The sequence below is a fragment of the Bradyrhizobium sp. USDA 3650 genome (genome assembly GCF_054057395.1).
Genome location: NZ_JBSRZG010000001.1, coordinates 861,854 through 879,837, shown reverse-complemented (window position 1 = coordinate 879,837; position 17,984 = coordinate 861,854). Strand labels below are relative to the sequence as shown.

At 64.1% G+C, this 17,984-nt stretch carries 16 protein-coding genes; 6 read left to right on the top strand and 10 right to left on the bottom strand.

The genetic code is table 11. The annotated features are described in order from the left end of the window. Window positions 1-4 precede the first annotated feature (4 nt). The 4 genes from ACVIN2_RS04350 to ACVIN2_RS04335 all read right to left on the bottom strand — a co-directional run bounded on the left by ACVIN2_RS04350 (window position 5) and on the right by ACVIN2_RS04335 (window position 4,314). Window positions 5-874 (bottom strand): carbohydrate ABC transporter permease, encoded by an 870-nt coding sequence (locus ACVIN2_RS04350; protein ID WP_456764630.1) that lies wholly within the window; start codon window positions 872-874, stop codon window positions 5-7. Next, the gene (locus ACVIN2_RS04345; protein WP_456764629.1) at window positions 871-1,821 is read right to left on the bottom strand and encodes a carbohydrate ABC transporter permease; all 951 of its coding nucleotides are present in this window, start codon (window positions 1,819-1,821) and stop codon (window positions 871-873) included. The genes ACVIN2_RS04350 and ACVIN2_RS04345 overlap by 4 nt, the downstream gene beginning before the upstream one ends. 1 nt (window position 1,822) lies before the next feature. Beyond that, entirely contained in the window at window positions 1,823-2,674 is an 852-nt protein-coding gene (locus ACVIN2_RS04340) for a phosphodiesterase (RefSeq protein ID WP_456764628.1), read from the bottom strand. Between the two features lie 164 nt (window positions 2,675-2,838). Next, on the bottom strand, window positions 2,839-4,314 hold the full coding sequence (locus ACVIN2_RS04335) for a protein adenylyltransferase SelO (protein ID WP_456764627.1): 1,476 nt from the start codon (window positions 4,312-4,314) through the stop codon (window positions 2,839-2,841). A 195-nt stretch (window positions 4,315-4,509) separates the two neighbouring features. On the opposite strand from ACVIN2_RS04335, the gene aspS reads away from it, so the two are divergent. Then, window positions 4,510-6,282: an aspartate--tRNA ligase gene (gene aspS, locus ACVIN2_RS04330; protein WP_456764626.1), complete on the top strand. Its 1,773-nt coding sequence runs from the start codon at window positions 4,510-4,512 to the stop codon at window positions 6,280-6,282. Window positions 6,283-6,427: 145 nt separating this feature from the next. On the opposite strand, the gene ACVIN2_RS04325 is transcribed toward aspS, so the two are convergent. Further along, window positions 6,428-8,398, bottom strand: a complete 1,971-nt coding sequence (locus ACVIN2_RS04325) for a hypothetical protein (RefSeq protein WP_456764625.1) — start codon at window positions 8,396-8,398, stop codon at window positions 6,428-6,430. A 245-nt stretch (window positions 8,399-8,643) separates the two neighbouring features. Here ACVIN2_RS04325 and ACVIN2_RS04320 point away from each other — a divergent pair, with 245 nt between their 5' ends. Both ACVIN2_RS04320 and ACVIN2_RS04315 read left to right on the top strand, forming a co-directional pair. Next, on the top strand, window positions 8,644-10,953 hold the full coding sequence (locus tag ACVIN2_RS04320) for an NADP-dependent malic enzyme (RefSeq protein ID WP_456764624.1): 2,310 nt from the start codon (window positions 8,644-8,646) through the stop codon (window positions 10,951-10,953). Between the two features lie 301 nt (window positions 10,954-11,254). After that, the gene (locus ACVIN2_RS04315) at window positions 11,255-11,707 is read left to right on the top strand and encodes a DoxX family protein (RefSeq protein ID WP_027569710.1); all 453 of its coding nucleotides are present in this window, start codon (window positions 11,255-11,257) and stop codon (window positions 11,705-11,707) included. Between the two features lie 11 nt (window positions 11,708-11,718). Here the strand turns inward: ACVIN2_RS04315 and ACVIN2_RS04310 are convergent, their stop codons facing one another. The 4 genes from ACVIN2_RS04310 to ACVIN2_RS04295 form a co-directional block, all read right to left on the bottom strand. Next, a complete protein-coding gene (locus ACVIN2_RS04310; protein WP_456764623.1) occupies window positions 11,719-12,270 on the bottom strand; it encodes a dihydrofolate reductase in 552 nt (183 codons plus the stop codon). 7 nt (window positions 12,271-12,277) lie between these two features. After that, on the bottom strand, window positions 12,278-13,303 hold the full coding sequence (locus ACVIN2_RS04305) for a polysaccharide deacetylase family protein (RefSeq protein ID WP_456764622.1): 1,026 nt from the start codon (window positions 13,301-13,303) through the stop codon (window positions 12,278-12,280). Between the two features lie 165 nt (window positions 13,304-13,468). Beyond that, complete coding sequence (locus ACVIN2_RS04300) at window positions 13,469-14,038, bottom strand: glutathione peroxidase (protein WP_456764621.1); 570 nt, start codon at window positions 14,036-14,038, stop codon at window positions 13,469-13,471. A gap of 92 nt (window positions 14,039-14,130) precedes the next feature. Next, entirely contained in the window at window positions 14,131-15,735 is a 1,605-nt protein-coding gene (locus ACVIN2_RS04295; RefSeq protein WP_456769640.1) for a L,D-transpeptidase, read from the bottom strand. Between the two features lie 208 nt (window positions 15,736-15,943). Here ACVIN2_RS04295 and ACVIN2_RS04290 point away from each other — a divergent pair, with 208 nt between their 5' ends. The 3 genes from ACVIN2_RS04290 (at window position 15,944) to ACVIN2_RS04280 (ending at window position 17,714) form a co-directional block, all read left to right on the top strand. After that, on the top strand, window positions 15,944-16,492 hold the full coding sequence (locus tag ACVIN2_RS04290) for a CreA family protein (protein ID WP_456764620.1): 549 nt from the start codon (window positions 15,944-15,946) through the stop codon (window positions 16,490-16,492). A 659-nt stretch (window positions 16,493-17,151) separates the two neighbouring features. Then, window positions 17,152-17,316, top strand: a complete 165-nt coding sequence (locus tag ACVIN2_RS04285) for a hypothetical protein (protein ID WP_167552240.1) — start codon at window positions 17,152-17,154, stop codon at window positions 17,314-17,316. A gap of 35 nt (window positions 17,317-17,351) precedes the next feature. Beyond that, window positions 17,352-17,714, top strand: coding sequence for a hypothetical protein (locus ACVIN2_RS04280; RefSeq protein WP_456764619.1), 363 nt, complete (start codon window positions 17,352-17,354; stop codon window positions 17,712-17,714). A gap of 3 nt (window positions 17,715-17,717) precedes the next feature. On the opposite strand, the gene ACVIN2_RS04275 is transcribed toward ACVIN2_RS04280, so the two are convergent. Further along, window positions 17,718-17,966 carry a DUF6719 family protein gene (locus ACVIN2_RS04275; RefSeq protein WP_027517580.1) on the bottom strand — a complete coding sequence of 83 codons (249 nt, stop codon included), beginning with the start codon at window positions 17,964-17,966 and terminating at the stop codon, window positions 17,718-17,720. Window positions 17,967-17,984: the final 18 nt, after the last annotated feature.

Sequence of the window (17,984 nt, the reverse complement as noted above, 5' to 3'; positions counted from 1 at the left end):
TCTCCTATTTGATGCCTGAGGTGACGAAAGAGCTGATGAAGCGTTTCTGGAAGATCAGGAAGGTGACGAGCAGCGGTGCGATCACCATCAGCGTGCCGGCGGCGATGGTGCCCCAGGCCTGCGTGCCTTCGGCGGTCGCGGTGAACACCGAGAGCCCGACCGTGAGCGGCCGCTTGTCCGGCGAGTTGATCACCATCAGAGGCCACAGGAAGTCGTTCCAGTGGCTGGTGACCGAGATGATCGCGAAGGCGGAAAAGCTCGGCATCGACAGTGGCACGTAGATGTGGCGGATGCGCTGGAGCAGGCTGGCGCCGTCGATTAGGGCAGCGTCTTCCAGCTCGGTCGGGATAGCCTCGAACGCCTGGCGCATCAGGAAGGTGCCGAAGGCGGAAGCGAAGAACGGCATCATCACGCCGGTGAGCGTGTCGTAGAGGCCGAGCTGCGCCACCAGGCTCAAATTGGGCACGATCAGCAGCACCGGCACCAGCATCAGCTGCATCAGGAACAGATAGAAGATCAGCGTCTTGCCCGCGAAGTCGAGCCGGGCAAAGGCAAAGCCCGCCAACGTGATCGTGACGAATTGCACCAGGAGGATGCCGGTGCAGATCATGATGGTGTTGAGGGTGTAGCGCGGGAAATCGCCGATTTCCCAGGCGTCCCTGACGTTGTCGAGCGTCGGCTTCAGGCTCGGTATCAGCTCGGCCATCAGATTGATGCCGTCGGATGCCGGACGCAACGTCGCCACGCCCGTCCACAGGAACGGGATCAGCCAGACCACCGCGAGCAGCACGGTCAGCGCAAAACCGAGCTTTGGCGTGATCTCGCGGCGGGTGGCGAGCGGGGCGTCCTTGAGCAGCCAGTCGATCAGCTTCATGAGCCGCCCTCGCGGTTCGCCATCGTCCGGAAGGAGAGCGCGGTGAGGCCCATCAGCGCCGCAAGCGTCAGCAGTGTCGCTGCCGAGGCCTTGCCGATGTCGTAATGCTCGACCGCCTGCTGGTAGATGTAGAACAGCACGAGATTGGTCGCGTTGGACGGCCCGCCCTTGGTCATGACGAAGACGTGGTCGACCTGCGTGACCGCGTTGAGCGTGGCGATGACCGTGACGAACAGGAAGGTGGGCTTGAGTTCCGGCAGGATGATGTGGCGCAGTCGCTGGTACGGTCCGGCGCCGTCGAGATGTGCGGCTTCCATGACGTCTCCCGGCACCGCCTGGAGGCCGGCCAGGAAGAACAGCATGTAGTAGCCGGCGTTCTTCCAGATCGTGATGACCATGATCGCATAGAGCGCGATGTCGGAATCGCCGAGCCAGTTCGGCAGCACCGGCAGGAAACGGCCGATGTAATAGTCGAGCAGCCCGACATTGGGCAGGAAGATGAACAGGAACAGCGCGGACGCTGCGACCATCGGGATCAGCACCGGCAGGAACAGCGCGGCGCGCAGTGCACTGGTCAACGCGTTGGTGCGCGACAGCGCCAGCGCGAACAGCAGCGCGAGGCCAATGCTGGGGATCGCCGTGCCGACGGCATAAACGAGATTGTTGACGACCGCGCCGGTGAAGGCCGGGTCAGCAAGCACCGCTGCGATGTTGTCGAGACCGACGAAACGAACCGGCGCCCTGGGCGTGGCGCGCTGATAGAGCGCGTCGACGAGGACGCGGCCCATCGCGCCATAGGTGAACAGCGCGAGGAAGACGAGCGAGGGCAGCAGCAGCAGATAAGCCGGCAGCGACGTTTTGAAGCGGTGACAAAACCGCCTTACGATGTGAAGGCGTGCCGGCGCCGACGCCGCGACCGGGAGAGCCGCGGATTCTGCGAAGCTCATCTCATTGCGCCGGGAAAGTGAGCGCATAGTCGCGGCCGTCCACTCCCGCCGGTGGCTCGAAGGGGAAGCGCAGACTGGTGTCGAGGAAGTCGTGGCTGTGCACGACCAGGTTCTCGCCGTCGATCAGCACCACGCCGTAAGCCGGCGGCTCATGGCTGGCGAGATGCTCGGCCGCGGCGGCGTCGAGCTCAAACCAGACCTGGTGGTTGGTGCCGCGAAGCGTCGAGAACGGAATTTTGCCGTAGCTGCCGAAGATCGGCCGGTGCACATGGCCGAAGAAGAGGTGGCGGATGCGCGATCGGTAGGGCGCGATCACCTCGGCGAACTCCGCGCTTTGCTTCAACGCGATCTCGTCCATGGCGTGCACGCCGACCGGGAACGGCGGATGATGCATGAAGACCACGAACGGCATGTCCGCCGGCGCGGCCGCGAGCGTGCTTGCGAGCCAGCCCAGGCGCTTGGCGCACATCTCGCCGGCGTGGCTGGTCTCGTCGAGCGTGTCGAGGAAGACGAACAGGCCGTGCTCGGTGGTGCGCGTGCCCTGCACGAAACCATTCGGATCGCGCGGGGCGGATTTCAGGCTATCGAGGCAGCTGACGCGGCGGTCGTGATTGCCGACCATGGCGATGTACGGGATTCTCAGCGCGGACATTGCGTCTGCGAAATTGGCGTAGGATTCCGGCTCGCCCCAATGGGTGAGGTCGCCGGTCACGACCGCGAAAGCCGCATCGGACTGATGCTCGTTGATGTCGGCAATCGCAGCGTCCAGTCGGGCACGCGGGTCGAGGCCATACAGCTTCAGCCCGGGATTCGCGAGATGCGTGTCGGTGACGTGGATGAATTTGAAGGGCATGGCGCTTGTCAGGATCGTTGGAGGGTGGGCGCCTCCGGCAAGACGACCCTGACAGGCCGTTAGAGTGCGAGTGTTTCAGTTTGATGACAGCGGTTCCGGTGGAGCCAGGCGTCCACAAGCTCTGCTCGCTACGCCTTCGGCTAATCCACCCTACGCACCGAGTTTTACGTCCCGCAAAACGTCTGCAACACCCGCTGCTCCGGCAGCGGGGGATCGGCGTATGCCGCGTAGTCCGGTTGATCCTCGAATGGTTTCGCCAGCACCTTCACAAGTTCCTCGAACGGCGCGTAGTCGTCATCATTCACCGCGGCCTGGATCACGGCCTCGATGCGGTGGTTGCGCGGGATGAAGATCGGGTTGACGGCGTGCATGGCGGCTTGCCGTTCGGCTGCGGTTTGCGGCTCAAGCGCCGTGCGCTCGTGCCAGCGCCTGGCCCACTCGTCGAAGGCGGCGGGGTCCATGAACTGGGCGCGTGCATCGTCGGCTGTCGGATCGCCAGCGGCGTCACCAAGCTTGCGGAAGGTGAGGGTGAAATCGGCCTGGTTCTTCGCCATGGCGTCGAGCAGGTCCTGGATCAGCGCATCGTCGCCGTCGCGCTCCGTGAACAGGCCGACCTTCTTGCGTAGGCCCGCCTGATAGGCGTCGCTGAACGTCTCGGAGAAGGCGCCGAGAATGTCCTGGGCTTCGGCGACCGCCTTTTCCTGATCGTCGGAGAACAGCGGCAGCAGGCATTCGGCCAACCGGGTCAGATTCCACAGTGCGATGCGCGGCTGGTTGGCATAGGCGTAGCGGCCCATCTCGTCGATCGAGGAAAACACCTGCGCCGGATTATAGGAATCCATGAAAGCGCACGGACCGTAATCGATGGTCTCGCCTGATATCGACGAGTTGTCGGTGTTCATCACGCCGTGGATGAAGCCGACCAGCAGCCAGCGTGCGACCAGATTGGCTTGGCGCGCGACGACGCCGGCGAGCAGGGCGTGATAGGGCCGCTCGCTGCCGATCAGATCCGGATAGTGGCGGGCGATGACATGGTCGGCGAGCCGGCGGATCGCGTCAGTGTCGCGGCGGACGGCGAAGAACTGAAAGGTGCCGACGCGGATGTGGCTCGAGGCGACGCGGGTCAGCACCGCGCCGGGCAGCGCGGTTTCGCGGATGACGTGCTCGCCGGTGACGACTGCGGCGAGCGAGCGCGTGGTCGGAATGCCCAGCGCGAACATCGCTTCGCTGACAATGTATTCGCGCAGCACCGGCCCGAGCGCGGCACGACCGTCGCCGCGGCGGGAGAACGGGGTGGGTCCCGAGCCCTTGAGCTGAATGTCGCGGCGGATGCCATCCTTGTCGATGACTTCGCCGAGCAGCACCGCCCGTCCGTCGCCCAGCTGCGGCACGAAATTCCCGAACTGGTGGCCGGCATAGGCCATGGCGATCGGATCGGCGCCGGCGGGAACCGTCTTGCCCGCCAGGATTTCGGCGCCCTCAGGGGTCTCCAGCACATCCGGATCGAGCCCGAGCTGGACCGCCAGCGGCCGGTTCAGCTTGATGAGCCGGGGCGCCGCCACCGGCGTCGGTGCGACACGGGCGAAAAAGCTGTCCGGCAGCGCCGAATAGGAGTTCTGGAACGGGAAATGGACTGTCATGGCCTCAAGATAGGCGTGGAACGCCGGATGGCAAAGGCTTGAGCCCGGATTGGGCAAAAATGGGCACTTCCAGCCGAAAACAGGGCGTTCCCTTGGTTGCCGCTTGGGGCCTCGTCGGGTAAACCCTGCCGAACTTTTGGATAGGCCATTTGGCCTACTCGATTCGACCCCTCCGACATTGATTTTGGAACGACCATGCATCGCTACCGGTCACATACATGCGGCGCGCTCCGCGAGAGCAACATCGGCGAGACGGTCCGCCTTTCAGGCTGGGTCCATCGCGTTCGCGACCACGGCGGCGTGCTGTTCATCGACCTGCGCGACCATTACGGCCTGACCCAGTGCGTGGTCGATCCGGACTCGCCGGCGTTCTCGCAGGCCGAGAAGCTGCGTTCGGAATTCGTGGTCAAGATGGACGGCAAGGTCCGCCGCCGCCCCGAAGGCACCGATAATGACGATCTGCCGACCGGCAAGATCGAGATCTATGTCAGCGAGATCGAGGTGCTGGGCCCGGCCGGCGACCTGCCGCTGCCGGTGTTCGGCGACCAGGAATACCCTGAAGACATCCGCCTCAAGTACCGCTTCCTCGACCTGCGTCGCGAGAAGCTGCATCAGAACATCATGACGCGCGTCGAGATCATCAAGTCGATGCGCAGGCGGATGGAGGGGCAGGGCTTCTTCGAGTTCAACACGCCGATCTTGACCGCATCCTCGCCGGAGGGCGCGCGCGACTTCCTGGTGCCGTCGCGCATCCATCCCGGCAAGTTCTATGCGCTGCCGCAGGCGCCGCAGCAGTACAAGCAGCTGTTGATGATGTCGGGCTTCGATCGTTACTTCCAGATCGCGCCCTGCTTCCGCGACGAGGACCCGCGCGCGGATCGTCTGCCGGGCGAGTTCTACCAGCTCGACGTCGAGATGAGCTTTGTCACGCAGGAAGACGTCTTCGCCGCGATGGAGCCTGTCATCACCGGCGTGTTCGAGGAGTTTGCCAAGGGTAAGCCGGTGACCAAGGGCTGGCGCCGGATTCCGTTCGCGGAAGCCTTGCGCAAATACGGCTCCGACAAGCCGGACCTGCGCAACCCGATCGAGATGCAGGACGTCTCCGAACACTTCCGCGGCTCCGGCTTCAAGGTGTTCGCGCGCATGTTGGAGGACCCCAAGAACCAGGTCTGGGCAATCCCGGCGCCGGGTGGCGGCTCGCGCGCCTTCTGCGACCGCATGAATTCATGGGCGCAGGGCGAGGGCCAGCCCGGCCTCGGCTACATCATGTGGCGCGAGGGCGGCGAAGGTGCCGGTCCGCTTGCCAACAACATCGGTGCTGAGCGCACCGCCGCGATCCGCGCACAAATCGGCGTGAAGGAAGGCGATGCCGCGTTCTTCGTTGCCGGCGATCCCGACAAGTTCTGGAAGTTTTCAGGGTTGGCCCGCAACAAGGTCGGTGAGGAGCTGAACCTTACCGACAAGGAGCGGTTCGAGCTGGCCTGGATCGTCGACTTCCCGATGTACGAGTACAACGAGGAAGACAAGAAGGTCGACTTCTCGCACAACCCATTCTCGATGCCGCAGGGCGGTCTCGATGCCTTGAAGGGCCAGGACCCGCTGACCATCAAGGCGTTCCAGTACGACATCACCTGCAACGGCTACGAGATCGCCTCGGGCGGTATCCGCAACCATGTGCCGGAAGCAATGGTGAAGGCGTTCGAGATCGCCGGCTATGGCGAGCAGGAAGTCGTCGATCGCTTCGGCGGCATGTACCGCGCCTTCCAGTACGGCGCCCCGCCGCATGGCGGCATGGCCGCCGGCGTCGACCGCATCGTCATGCTCTTGTGCGGCACCAACAATCTGCGCGAGATCTCGCTGTTCCCGATGAACCAGCAGGCCATGGACCTCCTGATGGGCGCGCCGTCGGAGCCCAGCACCAAGCAGCTCCGCGAGCTGCATGTGAAGGTGAATCTGCCGCAGAAGTGAGGCTGTCTCCACATCGTCATTGCGAGCGAAGCGAAGCAATCCAAAATCTTTCCGCGGAGGGACTCTGGATTGCTTCGCTTCGCTCGCAATGACGGGGAGGGATTTTCGCCGCTCCAACTGCCGTCCCCGCGCGCAGCGTCGTCCCCTACAGCCCCGTCGACGCCTCGATCCTGAACTGCGCAAGCGCGCTCTGTGGGTCGGTTTGCAAGAGCTGCATCAATTGCAGCAGCGGGGCCTTGGCGCGCGGCGACAGCTTGATGGAAAGCGTCTGGCCCGGCGTCTCGACAAAGCGGGCGATCGCGTCCACGGCCGCGTTCGCATCCGGATTGGCGGAAGCAACTTGCTCCCGTTTAGCTTTGATGCTCTCGACGAGCGCCTGGCGTGCGGTATCGCGGCTGACATTCTGCATGCGCGCGAACTGTGCCGCGACGAGATCGACGACGCCGCTGTCGCGCAATGAGAATTCGAGCGTGCCCGCCTCGATCCGGGCCGCCTGGCCCATGAGCTGGGCCGGATCGGCCGAAAACACCTCGCGTGGTACGTTGCCGAGCGCGATATGCAATTGCGCTCTTGCGACCCCTCCGATGTCGAGGGTCGCTGGCGTCAGAACGAAGCCTTTTGACGATTCTGTCCAGACAGCGCCGAGATCGAGGTCGATCGCGAGCTTGTCTAAGCCGGCGGCTAGCAATGGAAGCTGCTTCGGATCGGAAGGATCTGTGGGCGTGACAAATTTGGCAACCACATGCGCCTTGCTCGGGATCGAGCCGACCATCTGCCCCCAGTCCAGGCTCAATGTGTCGATCATGACCAGCTTCTTGGTGGTCTTGAACGGCGCGGTCACGCCCTTGATCTCCGCGCCCGAGAGCACGCCAAACAGGCCCAGCATCTGAGCCGGCGAGGGCGGCTGTCCGGGATGGGTGAGGCTCGCCGCCCACCGCATAAGGTTCGTGATGCTGAACGATTTGAGTGCGAAGCGCTCCATCTTGATTTGCCCTTGTGGCGTCGGCGCATCGAGGCCTTCGAGCGCGAACTCGCCCTCTTGGTATCTGATGGACCTAAGCCGGGGCGTCCCTTGCGGGGTCGTCATCGACATGGTGCCGATCTCGATCTTGCCGACGCGAAGGCCTTCATAGAACCCGGCGAGCTTTTCCATGATCTCGCGCGATTGCGGCGGCGTCGGCGGGGCCGAGCTGTCCGCCGGCAGCAGCGCCAGGATCTCGGCGGGCCGGAATTTCGATGGTTGCACCGCGATGTCGGTGATGGCGATCCCGTCGACCTGCATTCGGATGCCGAGCGTCGAGGTCACGACATAAGTGCCGCTGGACATCTGCCCGTAGATACGATGATAGCTGTCGTCGTCGGCCTTCTGGGGATCGAGCGCAGCGGCGATCGCAATCGAATCGAAATCATTGATGATGATGTCGGACACCTCGCCGGTCAGCTTGTCCGCCTTGCCCGGCTGCGGCACGTTGATCGTGAAACTGGCGCGCTCCGCCTTGATCGCGGCGATCTTGCCTTGGCCGAGCTTCTGGATCGCGAGGCCCGAATAGACGACCTCGCCACTGCCTCCGGCGCTTTTGCCCGCATCGAAGGCGACTGCGAGGGTTGGCGCTATCACGGACGAAGCCGTCACGTTTGCGTACTGGTCGAGCACGAAACGGTACATGTCGATCAGGGAGCCTGACGCCGGCGCGTTCTGAGCATGAATGGGACCGACGTAATCCCGCATGGTCAACTGCGGGACCTTGTAGGAGACTTTCAGCTTCCCGGGGCCGACCTCGTCGAGCGCGACCTCGAAGCCCGAGACATCGATGCTGTCGGCCGCGATGCGTGTCTCCTCGACCTGGCGGATGCCAACGCCCTTGATGGCGGCGATCTTGACATGCGCCTGTGGCTGGTTGGCAGGCTCAACCGCGATATCCTCGATCGTCAACGTCCGACTCGTCAGATCGAACGCCACCTTGCCGTGGCTCGCCTTGCCGCCGCTGGAGCGGATCTGCTCGAAAGCCGCCTCGATCTCGGCGGTGACGCGATGCTTTGCGTAGAGATTGAAGCCGAACCATCCGCCCGCGGCCACCACGGCCGCGACGATCAGGCCGATCAGGATTCGCTTCATTCCCAGCTCCAGTTGCTCGTTTTGCACTGCGCAACCTGCCATATTCGCAAAGCAACGCGCGGTCCAGGGAAAGTGAGCGCTATCAGATATTTGACCGCGCGCCCTGTTGATGGGGCCGCAATCGGATGTTGCCACCGGGGCGCCCGACGTGCTTCATCCCGTTTCCATGACCCGGAAATACCACCCGGAGGCGGGCCGGTCGGGACAACGTAGTTTGAGGCCGGTAACGCGAGGCGAGACACCGCATGTCGTCTTATTCCGATGATCTCCACCAGGCGGCGCTGGCCTATCACCGTTTGCCGCGCCCCGGAAAGCTCGAGATCCAGGCAAGCAAGCCGCTTGCCAACCAGCGCGACCTCGCGCTGGCCTATTCGCCGGGAGTCGCCGCCGCCTGCCTGGAGATCGCCAAGAACCCGGCGGAAGCGGCGACGCTGACGATCCGCTCCAATCTGGTCGCCGTGGTTTCGAACGGCACCGCCGTGCTCGGCCTCGGCAATATCGGTCCGCTGGCCTCGAAGCCGGTGATGGAGGGCAAGGCGGTCCTGTTCAAGAAATTCGCCGGCATCGACGTGTTCGACATCGAGATCGCGGCCGACACCATCGAGCGCGTAGTCGAGACCGTGGCCGCGCTCGAGCCGACCTTCGGCGGCATCAATCTGGAAGACATCCGCGGACCGGAATGCTTCGAGATAGAGGCGCAGCTGAAAGAGCGCATGAAGATCCCGGTCTTCCATGACGACCAGCACGGCACCGCGATCATCGTTGCCGCCGCCGTCACCAACGCCCTGCGACTCAACGGCAAGAAGCTCTCCGACGTGAAGATCGTAGCATCGGGGGCAGGGGCCGCGGCGATCGCGACCCTGAACCTGCTGGTGTCGATGGGCGCGCAGCGCAAGAACATCTGGGTCTGCGACATCGACGGCCTGGTGCATGAGGGCCGCAACACCACGATGGACCGCTGGAAGGCGGTCTATGCGCAGAAGACCGACAAGCGCACGCTTGGCGACGTCATCGGCGGCGCCGACATCTTCATCGGCCTGTCGGCACCGGGCGTGCTCAAGCCCGAGATGGCCAAGGCGATGGGTGACAAGCCGCTCATCATGGCGCTCGCGAATCCGACGCCGGAGATCATGCCGGAGGAGGCGCGCAAGGTGCGTCCCGACGCCATGATCTGCACCGGCCGCTCCGACTATCCGAACCAGGTCAACAACGTCCTGTGCTTCCCCTTCATCTTCCGCGGCGCGCTCGACGTCGGCGCCAGCGCGATCAACGAGGAGATGAAGCTCGCCGCCGTCGAGGCCATCGCGCAGCTCGCGCGCGAGGCGCCGTCGGATGCGGTCGCGCAGGGCTTCGACACCGGCGAGACGCAAGGTTTCGGCCCGGGCTCGCTGATCCCGTCTCCGTTTGATCCGCGGTTGATTTTGCGAATCTCGCCGGCGGTCGCCAAGGCTGCGATGGATTCCGGCGTCGCGACCCGGCCCATCACCAATTTCGACGAGTACACCGCGCTGCTCGAGCGCTTTGCCTTCCGCTCCGGCCTCGTCATGAAACCGATGTTCGCGAAGGCCAAGACCCAACCGGTGCGTGTGATCTACGCCGAAGGCGAGGACGAGCGGGTGCTGCGTGCCACCCAGGTGGTGCTGGAAGAGAAGCTGGCGACGCCGATCCTGGTCGGACGTCCGTCGGTGGTCGAGGCCCGCATCGAGCGCTTCGGCCTGTCGATCAAGGCCGGCAGGGACTTCGATCTCGTCAATCCCGAGGACGATCCGCGCTACCGCTCCTACGTGCAGTCCTATGTCGAGGTCGCCGGCCGCCGCGGCGTGACGCCGGATGCGGCGCGCACGGTGGTGCGCACCAACAACACCGTCATCGCGGCGCTCGCGGTGGTGCGCGGAGAGGCGGACGCCATGCTCTGCGGCGTCGAAGGCCGCTACATGAGCCATCTTCGCCATGTCCGCGAGATCGTCGGGTTCACGCCGGGGATCAGCGACTATGCGGCGCTGGCGCTGTTGATCACGAGCAAGGGCGCCTTCTTCATCGCCGACACCCAGGTGCGGCCCAATCCGAGCGCCGAAGAGCTCGCCGAGATTGCCTCGCTCGCGGCGGTCCACGTCCAGCGCTTCAACATCAAGCCGAAGATCGCCTTCGTCTCGCATTCGGATTTCGGCAGCTACGACACGGAATCCTCGCGCAAGATGCGCCGGGCGACCCAGCTTCTGAAGGAGAAGCATCCGGAGCTCGAGGCTGACGGTGAGATGCAGGGCGACACCGCGCTCTCGTCCGCGGCGCGCAAAATGGTGCTGCCGCACTCCAACCTCGAGGGCGAGGCCAACATCATGATCATGCCAAGCCTCGACACCGCCAACGTCGCCTATCAGATGATCAAGTCGCTGGCGGACGCGCTGCCCGTCGGTCCGATCCTGATCGGCCCGGCGCGCCCGGCCCACATCCTCACCCCGTCGGTGACGGCGCGAGGCATCCTCAACATGACCGCAGTGGCTGTGGTGGAAGCGCAGGAGCGCGCGTCGCGGCAGCAGCCGACGCTGTTTACGTAGGGGCGGGGCTCTTCACCTCGCCCCGCTTGCGGGGAGAGGTCGAATTCGCGCGCAGCTCGAATTCGGGTGAGGGGGACTCTCCGCGAGTCCAACTTTCACCGTCCCCGCCGAGGCTCCCCCTCACCCCAACCCTCTCCCCGCAAGCGGGGCGAGGGAGCGCACTTGCCGCGCGTCGGCACTTCGATGCTTTCAAAACGACTTTCGCCATTTCCCCGTTTGTAAACCGGCGAATGACTCTCCATAATCCTTCAGTGCTTTCGTCAAAATCCGGTTTCAAAAAGCCTGAGCAAAGAGGCCGATCATGCCAGCGTTCGTGACTTTCGGGCGGATACTGTTCGCCGTGCTGTTCATCTACACAGGCGCGGCAAGACTGTTTGCCATGCAGGCGACCGTTGATTTCATCGCCGCCAAGGTCGTGGTGCCCGACATGATCGCGCCTTACGCCAAGCAGGTCGAGACGGCGACGGCCATGACGACGCCGCAACTGCTGGCGATCGCGGTCGGCGTGCTCGAGATCATCGCAGGCGTGATGATCGCGCTGAATTTCGGCGCGCGCTTCTTCGCGATGCTGATGATCATCTATGTCGCGGTCGCGACCTTCCTGTTCTACGACTTCTGGAACCAGGTGCCGCCTGACAACGGCAAGATGCTGGTCGACGCGCTCAAGAACCTGTCGATCATCGGCGCGCTGTTCATGATCATGGGCTACGGCCGCGCCACGCGTCCGGCCGAGGCGGCCTACGGCGACGTGTGACGGCCAAACCACTATGTTCTGCGCCAGGGCGTGACAGTCACGTCATGCGCGGCGTCGAGCAGATACGGCGCGCCCGGCTTCAGCCCGTGTGAGGCCAGCACCTGCTGAGGCGTCCGCGCCGGTACTTCGACAAAACAGCCCTTGCCGCCGGGCAGCCGCAGATGCGGGGCTTCCGACAGCCAGAACGTGTCGTAGCGGTCCATGAACATGTCGAACACGAGGGGGCCGCCGATGATTGCGACGGTGCCGGAAGCGACATCGGCGAACGCGCAGGCGTCTTCGAAGCTGGCGTGGTCCGGATTCCACAAGGTCGCGTTCGGCATTTCGGGATCGACGGTCAGCGCCTTGATCTTGCGGTTCAGGATCAGGCGCTTGCGCTTGGGTGAATTCGGCTGCTGCTCGTGCGAGTGACGGCCGTGCACGATCAGCGCAGCGCGATCGAGCGCCTGCTCGAAGAACAGCTTGTCGCCTTCGAACTTCAGGCTGTCGGGCATGACATGCGCCGCGTCGGCGAGCATGCCGTCCGCGGAGACGATGACGTAGCCCTCGATGCGAAAGGACAAGGCGCGGCTATTCGGAAACCGTCGTCACGACGCTGTTGACCGGCCGGGTGCTCACCGTCGGCAGCTTGACGTCCTTGAGCAGCTCCTGGTCGTATTCCGGCAGCGTAGAGGCCGGGAACTTGGCGCGCATCGCCACAACCTTGTAGCCGCCGGCCTTCAGGCGCTTGAGCAACTCGGGCAGGGCCTCCGCAGTGTGCTTCTGGAAGTCGTGCATCAGGATGATGCCCTTGCCCTTGCCGTCCAGCTTCTTCATGACGGTCTCGACCACCTTCTCGGGCTTTGAGGCCTTGAAGTCGAAGGAGTCGATGTCGCAGGAGAAGATCGCCGTGTTGCGGTTGCCGAGATAGGTGACCATCTCCGGCGGATGCTGGAGCGCCGGGAAGCGGAAGAACGGCGAGGGCGAGATGCCGCCGAGCGCCCATTTCACTGCGGAAAGACCCTTCTCGATCTCTTCCTTGCGCTGCGCTTCTGTGAGCTTCTTGTTGTTGAGATTGGCGTGCGACCAGGTGTGGGTGCCCACGGTGTGGCCGGCCGCGTAGACCTGCTTGAGGATCTCCGGCTCGTAGGTCGCGTGCTTGCCGATCGAGAAGAAGATGCCGGTGGTGCACTCGTCGGCGAGCGCCTTCAGCACCGCGGGCGTGTTCTTCGGCCAAGGGCCGTCGTCGAACGTCAGCACCACCTCCTTGTCGCGCAGGAAGTCGAGCTCCTTGAAATGCTCGAAGCCAAAGCCGGGGCCACCGGTGGTGTCGATCTCGACCGTGCGGGCGACCCCGAGCGCGCCCGGCGTGTTGCACGCTGCGCGGGCGGGCTGCGGCGCCTGTTTTGGCGGGGGCGGATTGACGAAGCCCGCCGGCGCGGCTGCTGCTGCTGGAGCGGGTGCCGGAGCCGCAGCGGGCGCAGCTGCAGCCGGTGTTGCCGCCGGTGCGGCCTGCGTCGCGACAGCGGGCTTTGCAGCCGGGGTCTGCGACCATGCCGCGCCCGTCATCGCCAGAGACATCGCGCTCGCCAATATCAGTCCTGCCGCCACACGCATGGTGTTGTCCTCGAGATTGATCCCGTTGTTCCGCCGCGGCTTTTCGCCTCCGGCAAAACCATCCTGCCCCTAACGATCCTAGCCTAGATGGTGGGCCCTCGCCATTGCAACGGCTGTTTGGCGCGCCAGCCCAATTGTGCCCAACCGGGTTGGGAACGCGTGGCGTCAAGTGTCGGCCAACGCCTTGGCGATCGCCGTCTTGATTCGCGTGTCGGCCGGCTCGACGGTGGATGCAAAGACGTCGGCGATATAGCCGTCCCGGCCGATCAGATATTTGTGGAAGTTCCAGCGTGGAACATCCTTGGGGCGCGCCTCTGCCGCCCATTTGTAGAACGGATGCGCCTTCGCACCGACCACGACAGCCTTGGCCGCGATTGGGAAGGTAACGCCGTATTGGTGGTGGGCGGTCTCCGAGATCTCACTGGTGCCGCCGGGCTCCTGTCCGCCGAAGTCGTTGGCAGGCACGCCAATGACGGTGAGGCCGCGTTGGCGAAACTCGCCCCAGATGTCTTGCAGGCCGGCATATTGCGGCGTGTAACCGCAGAGCGAAGCGGTGTTGACCACCAGCAGCGGTTTGCCGGTGAAGGCCGCAAGGCGGATGTCGTCGCCTGATAATGCCGGAAAGGAGAAAGCGTAGGCGGAGATCCGGCTCATGCCGCCATCCGCCAGTGCACGCGTCACCGGCGCCAGCGTGCCCGCAAAGGCGGCGATGAGCATGGTCCTGCGGTTCATCATGACGGCGTCCCCCGAAATGATCCGGGGCGCATGTTACCCCGCCGCTGCGAGCGGCCTCGTCAACACCGCGTTATCTGCCGCGATGAAGCGCGTCAGTACAGGCGGACGATGAAATCGGTGCCTTCGCCAGTCTCGCCCTGGTTGATGCCCTGGTCGGAGACGATAATCGAGCCGCCGGACGTCAGCATTTCGTTGATCTTCGCGATCGTGTCGGCCGGGATCGAGACGCGGTCGAGGGCCTCGGCCGGGCTGTCCGGCGTGACCACGGGCTTGGCAGCGACCGGAATCACGGCTGCGCCACGCTGGTGGCCTGTCATGCGGCGATCATCCTCGCGCGCGGCAGAGCGGACGGACACCGGCAAGGACACCACCGACCAATGCAGCGCATTGGAATCGGCCTTGTCGACCTCGGCGGTGAAGACATGCGTGCCGAGCGGCCGATCGCTCGCGGCGATCGTGACAGGCACCTCGAACAGTGGCGCAAAGTTCTGCCGCACGTAGAGCTTGGAATCCTTGCGGCTGATGAAGACCGCGATCTGGCCCGCCCGCTTGGGCGCTTCAGATTTTGCCACGGGCGCCGGATCCGCGACGCGGGTCTCGTCCTTCTTGACGTCTGGCGTGGCCGCCTGCGCTGCCGCCGCGGCCGGTGCATCGGGCGTCTTCGCAGGTTCGGACTTGGCGGTTTCGGACTTGGCGGTTTCGGACTTCGGCGTCTCCGCAGCCTCGACAGGCTTCGCTTCAGTGTCCGCGGGCTGCGGGGCGTCTCCGGCCTGGGGCTTGGCCGCGTCCGCCGCCTCAGCGGTCCTGGTCTCGGGCTTTGCCGCTGTCTCAGTCTGGTCGGCCGATACCGGGGCCTCCTCGCGGGCCGGGGCATATCCGGTGGTCACGTCCGACATCACGGTGTGGCCGACCGACGAGCGCAGCTCGAGCACGCCGTCGGCGCTGGCGGTCTTCGTTTCGGCCGGGTTTGCTGCGGCGGCTCCGGTATTGGCCGCGACCTTGTCGCCGGCATTGGTCTGCGGCTCCAGGCTGGCCGCGGGTTGCGGCGGAATGCGCACCGAGGCAAGCAGCGGATGTGAGAAGTTCTGCGGCGACATCTGGCCGGGCGAAACGATCACGCGCGCGCCCATCCTGGTCCAGTTCCACATCTTCACCGCGAACGCCATCGGCATACGGATGCAGCCGTGCGAAGCCGGATAGCCCGGCAGCACACCGGCATGCATGGCAACGCCCGACCACGTAATCCGCTGCATGTACGGCATCGGCGCGCCGCTATAGATGTTGGAGTGGTGGAATTTGTGCTTCTGGATGACGCTGAACACACCCATCGGCGTCGAATGGCCCTTCATGCCCGTCGACACCGGGGATTCCGCAAACACACCGTTGGTGTCGTAGACCGTAACCTTCTGCCGGTCGATCGAGACGACGATGACGAGGGGACCTTGCGGTTTCGTGCCCGCTTCCTTTTCGGCAACGAGGTCCTTCTTGCCAGCCGCACCGCGCTTCTGCGGCTTCTGGCGCGGGACTTCGGGATGGCGCTCCTGGCGCCCGTACGACCCGTCGGAATAATCCGTCCAGTAATAAAACGCTGCGTCCGCCTGGCTCGCCGTGCCGATCGCACCCGCCGCCGTCAAAATGGCGACCTGCCAAAATCGCGCCGGCTTGGCAGAAAAACCAGACCCGTTCACGCTGTTCATCATCGAATCCATAATCCAAATCAGATGTTAGTCTCTCAGAGGGGATACGCGTTCACCAGCATGGCGGTTCTGCGATCAGCTACTTTTGTCCAAAGCGTAGCAAAAAAGCCTCACGGAGCGGTAAACGGCGGCCGTGCCGGCTTGCCGGTCGTCTTCCTGATCGGTCGCCTCATACCTACATTGCTGGGACTTGTTACTGGAGAACTTCATGTCATCTCGTTTCCCCGGTCTTTCCAGCATCCGCTTGAAAGGCCTCGCTTTATTTCTCCTGGCGCTGACCGTGCCGGCAGCGTCCGCATCCGCCGCGGACGAGCCGGATCTGATCTTCCGCCGCTCGACCGTGTTCAAATGGATGAGCCCGAACGACAAGCTTGCGACCTATGGCCTCGACGACCCCGAAGTCGAGGGCGTGGCCTGTCATTTCACGGTGCCGGAGAAGGGCGGCTTCAAGGGCTGGCTGGGCCTTGCCGAGGAGGTCTCGGACATTTCGCTCGCCTGCCGTCAGGTCGGCCCGATCAAGTTCAAGAACAAGATGGAGCAGGGCGACGACATGTTCCGCCAGCGCCGCTCGCTGTTCTTCAAGAAGATGCAGATCGTGCGCGGCTGTGACGCCAAGCGCAACGTGCTGGTCTACATGGTCTATTCGGACAGGCTGATCGAGGGCTCGCCGAAGAACTCGACCTCGACCGTCCCGGTCATGCCGTGGGGAGCGGCGGACGCAAACGTCCAGAAGTGCGGAGAGTTCTTCACTCAGTGACGCATTTGCGTTCGCTCAGTGAGGGGTTTGCGTTCACTCAGTGATGTCAGCGCGGCTGGCGCGCGGTTTTGCAAGATGGGAGCCGGTCAGCCGCACGAATGACTGCGGCGTGGCCTCAAACCCACGGCTCGATTGCAGCGCCATTTCGCCAGGCGAATTGGCGCCGCTGCGAACAGGCCGTTGCTCCCGGCGGTCGGTTCGTTGGTCCGCATCGCGCGTCGTTGCGCGATTCTGCGCCGTCATGATGGCCGTTCCTCACATGAACGCGCTCGGTGATTCCGGGCGTCTCGGTCTCGATAGCTTGGGTCGCCGTCGAAGCGCCCCCGGTTCGACGGGACCCAGCCTTCGTTCGGCTTCTCTTCAGCAGAAAAACGTAAAACGCGTGTGAAGGGTGTGAGGCGGGATCATGACGGCGCCAGCGTTCCGGCGCGCATCCGAGTTCGCCCGGAACCTGCCAGGCCACATTGGGCGGCCGTGCGACCGGTCTGAAAAGATTGAGATTTTCCGTCGAATGTGTCGTCGCCGCGAGCGGGACGAAACAATTCTCACGGAGATGAAACCATTTTCCGGTTTTGGCGCATCACGCGCGAAACCGCCCATGGTTATCAACCTCACAACGACGACGGCGCACGCCGGCCACCGAATTCGGAGAGAACTCCATGCGGACGCTCAGCCTCATCCTTGCTTTCGGTTTCGTGCTTGCCGGCTCCTCGTTCGCAGGCTCGCCGGATGGCAATGTCCCGGGCATCGGCACTTTCCAGTACAGCGGCTCGCCGATCATGACCCCGGCGCCGCAGCCGATCGTGGTTGCCGCGCGCTTCTGATCGTCAACAAGAAAAATCAGCCGATAAAGGCCATCATGCTTGTTCGTACTTTCGCTGCGGCGTTCATATCCCTTCTGACGATCAGTGCCGTTCAGGCGCAGGTGCGCTCTCCCTCCAGATTACCCGATCCCCGTACTGAGTTCGTGAGGCAATGCGCGCCGCGAATGCTCGGGCGGTGGGAGCATCCGGAAGAGGTCTGCGGCTGCCTGCACGATCATGCTGCCGCCGTCGTCGAGGATCGCGATCTCCGCGAGGCCCTGCTGCGCGGTATCAGCGAGACCGGGGTGCCGACGATCGAGACCGATTGGGTGCCGGCCGCAAAGCAGACCGAAATCGGTCCGACCTTCACCAAGATCGCCAAGCCGACCCTGCAATGTATGTTCGACCCGGCGAAGTAGCGCTCATCGCTTTGATTTCGGACCAAACCGCGACACGCAGGTGCTCGTCCGTGCGACGCCCTTGTCGGTCATCTTGGCGCCGCGCACTTCCTTGACCTGTCCGGCGGGGCAGGTTCCGTCGTCCACTTGCACGCGCTGGCCGAGCTTGAGATCGACGATGTCCTGCTCGCGTCCAACCGTGCCTGCACGCGCCGTCGCGGCGAGTGCGATGAAGATCAGGAGCGAGAGGCAAGTCGCGCGGCGTAGCAGCATGGTGTGAGCTCCCGGCAT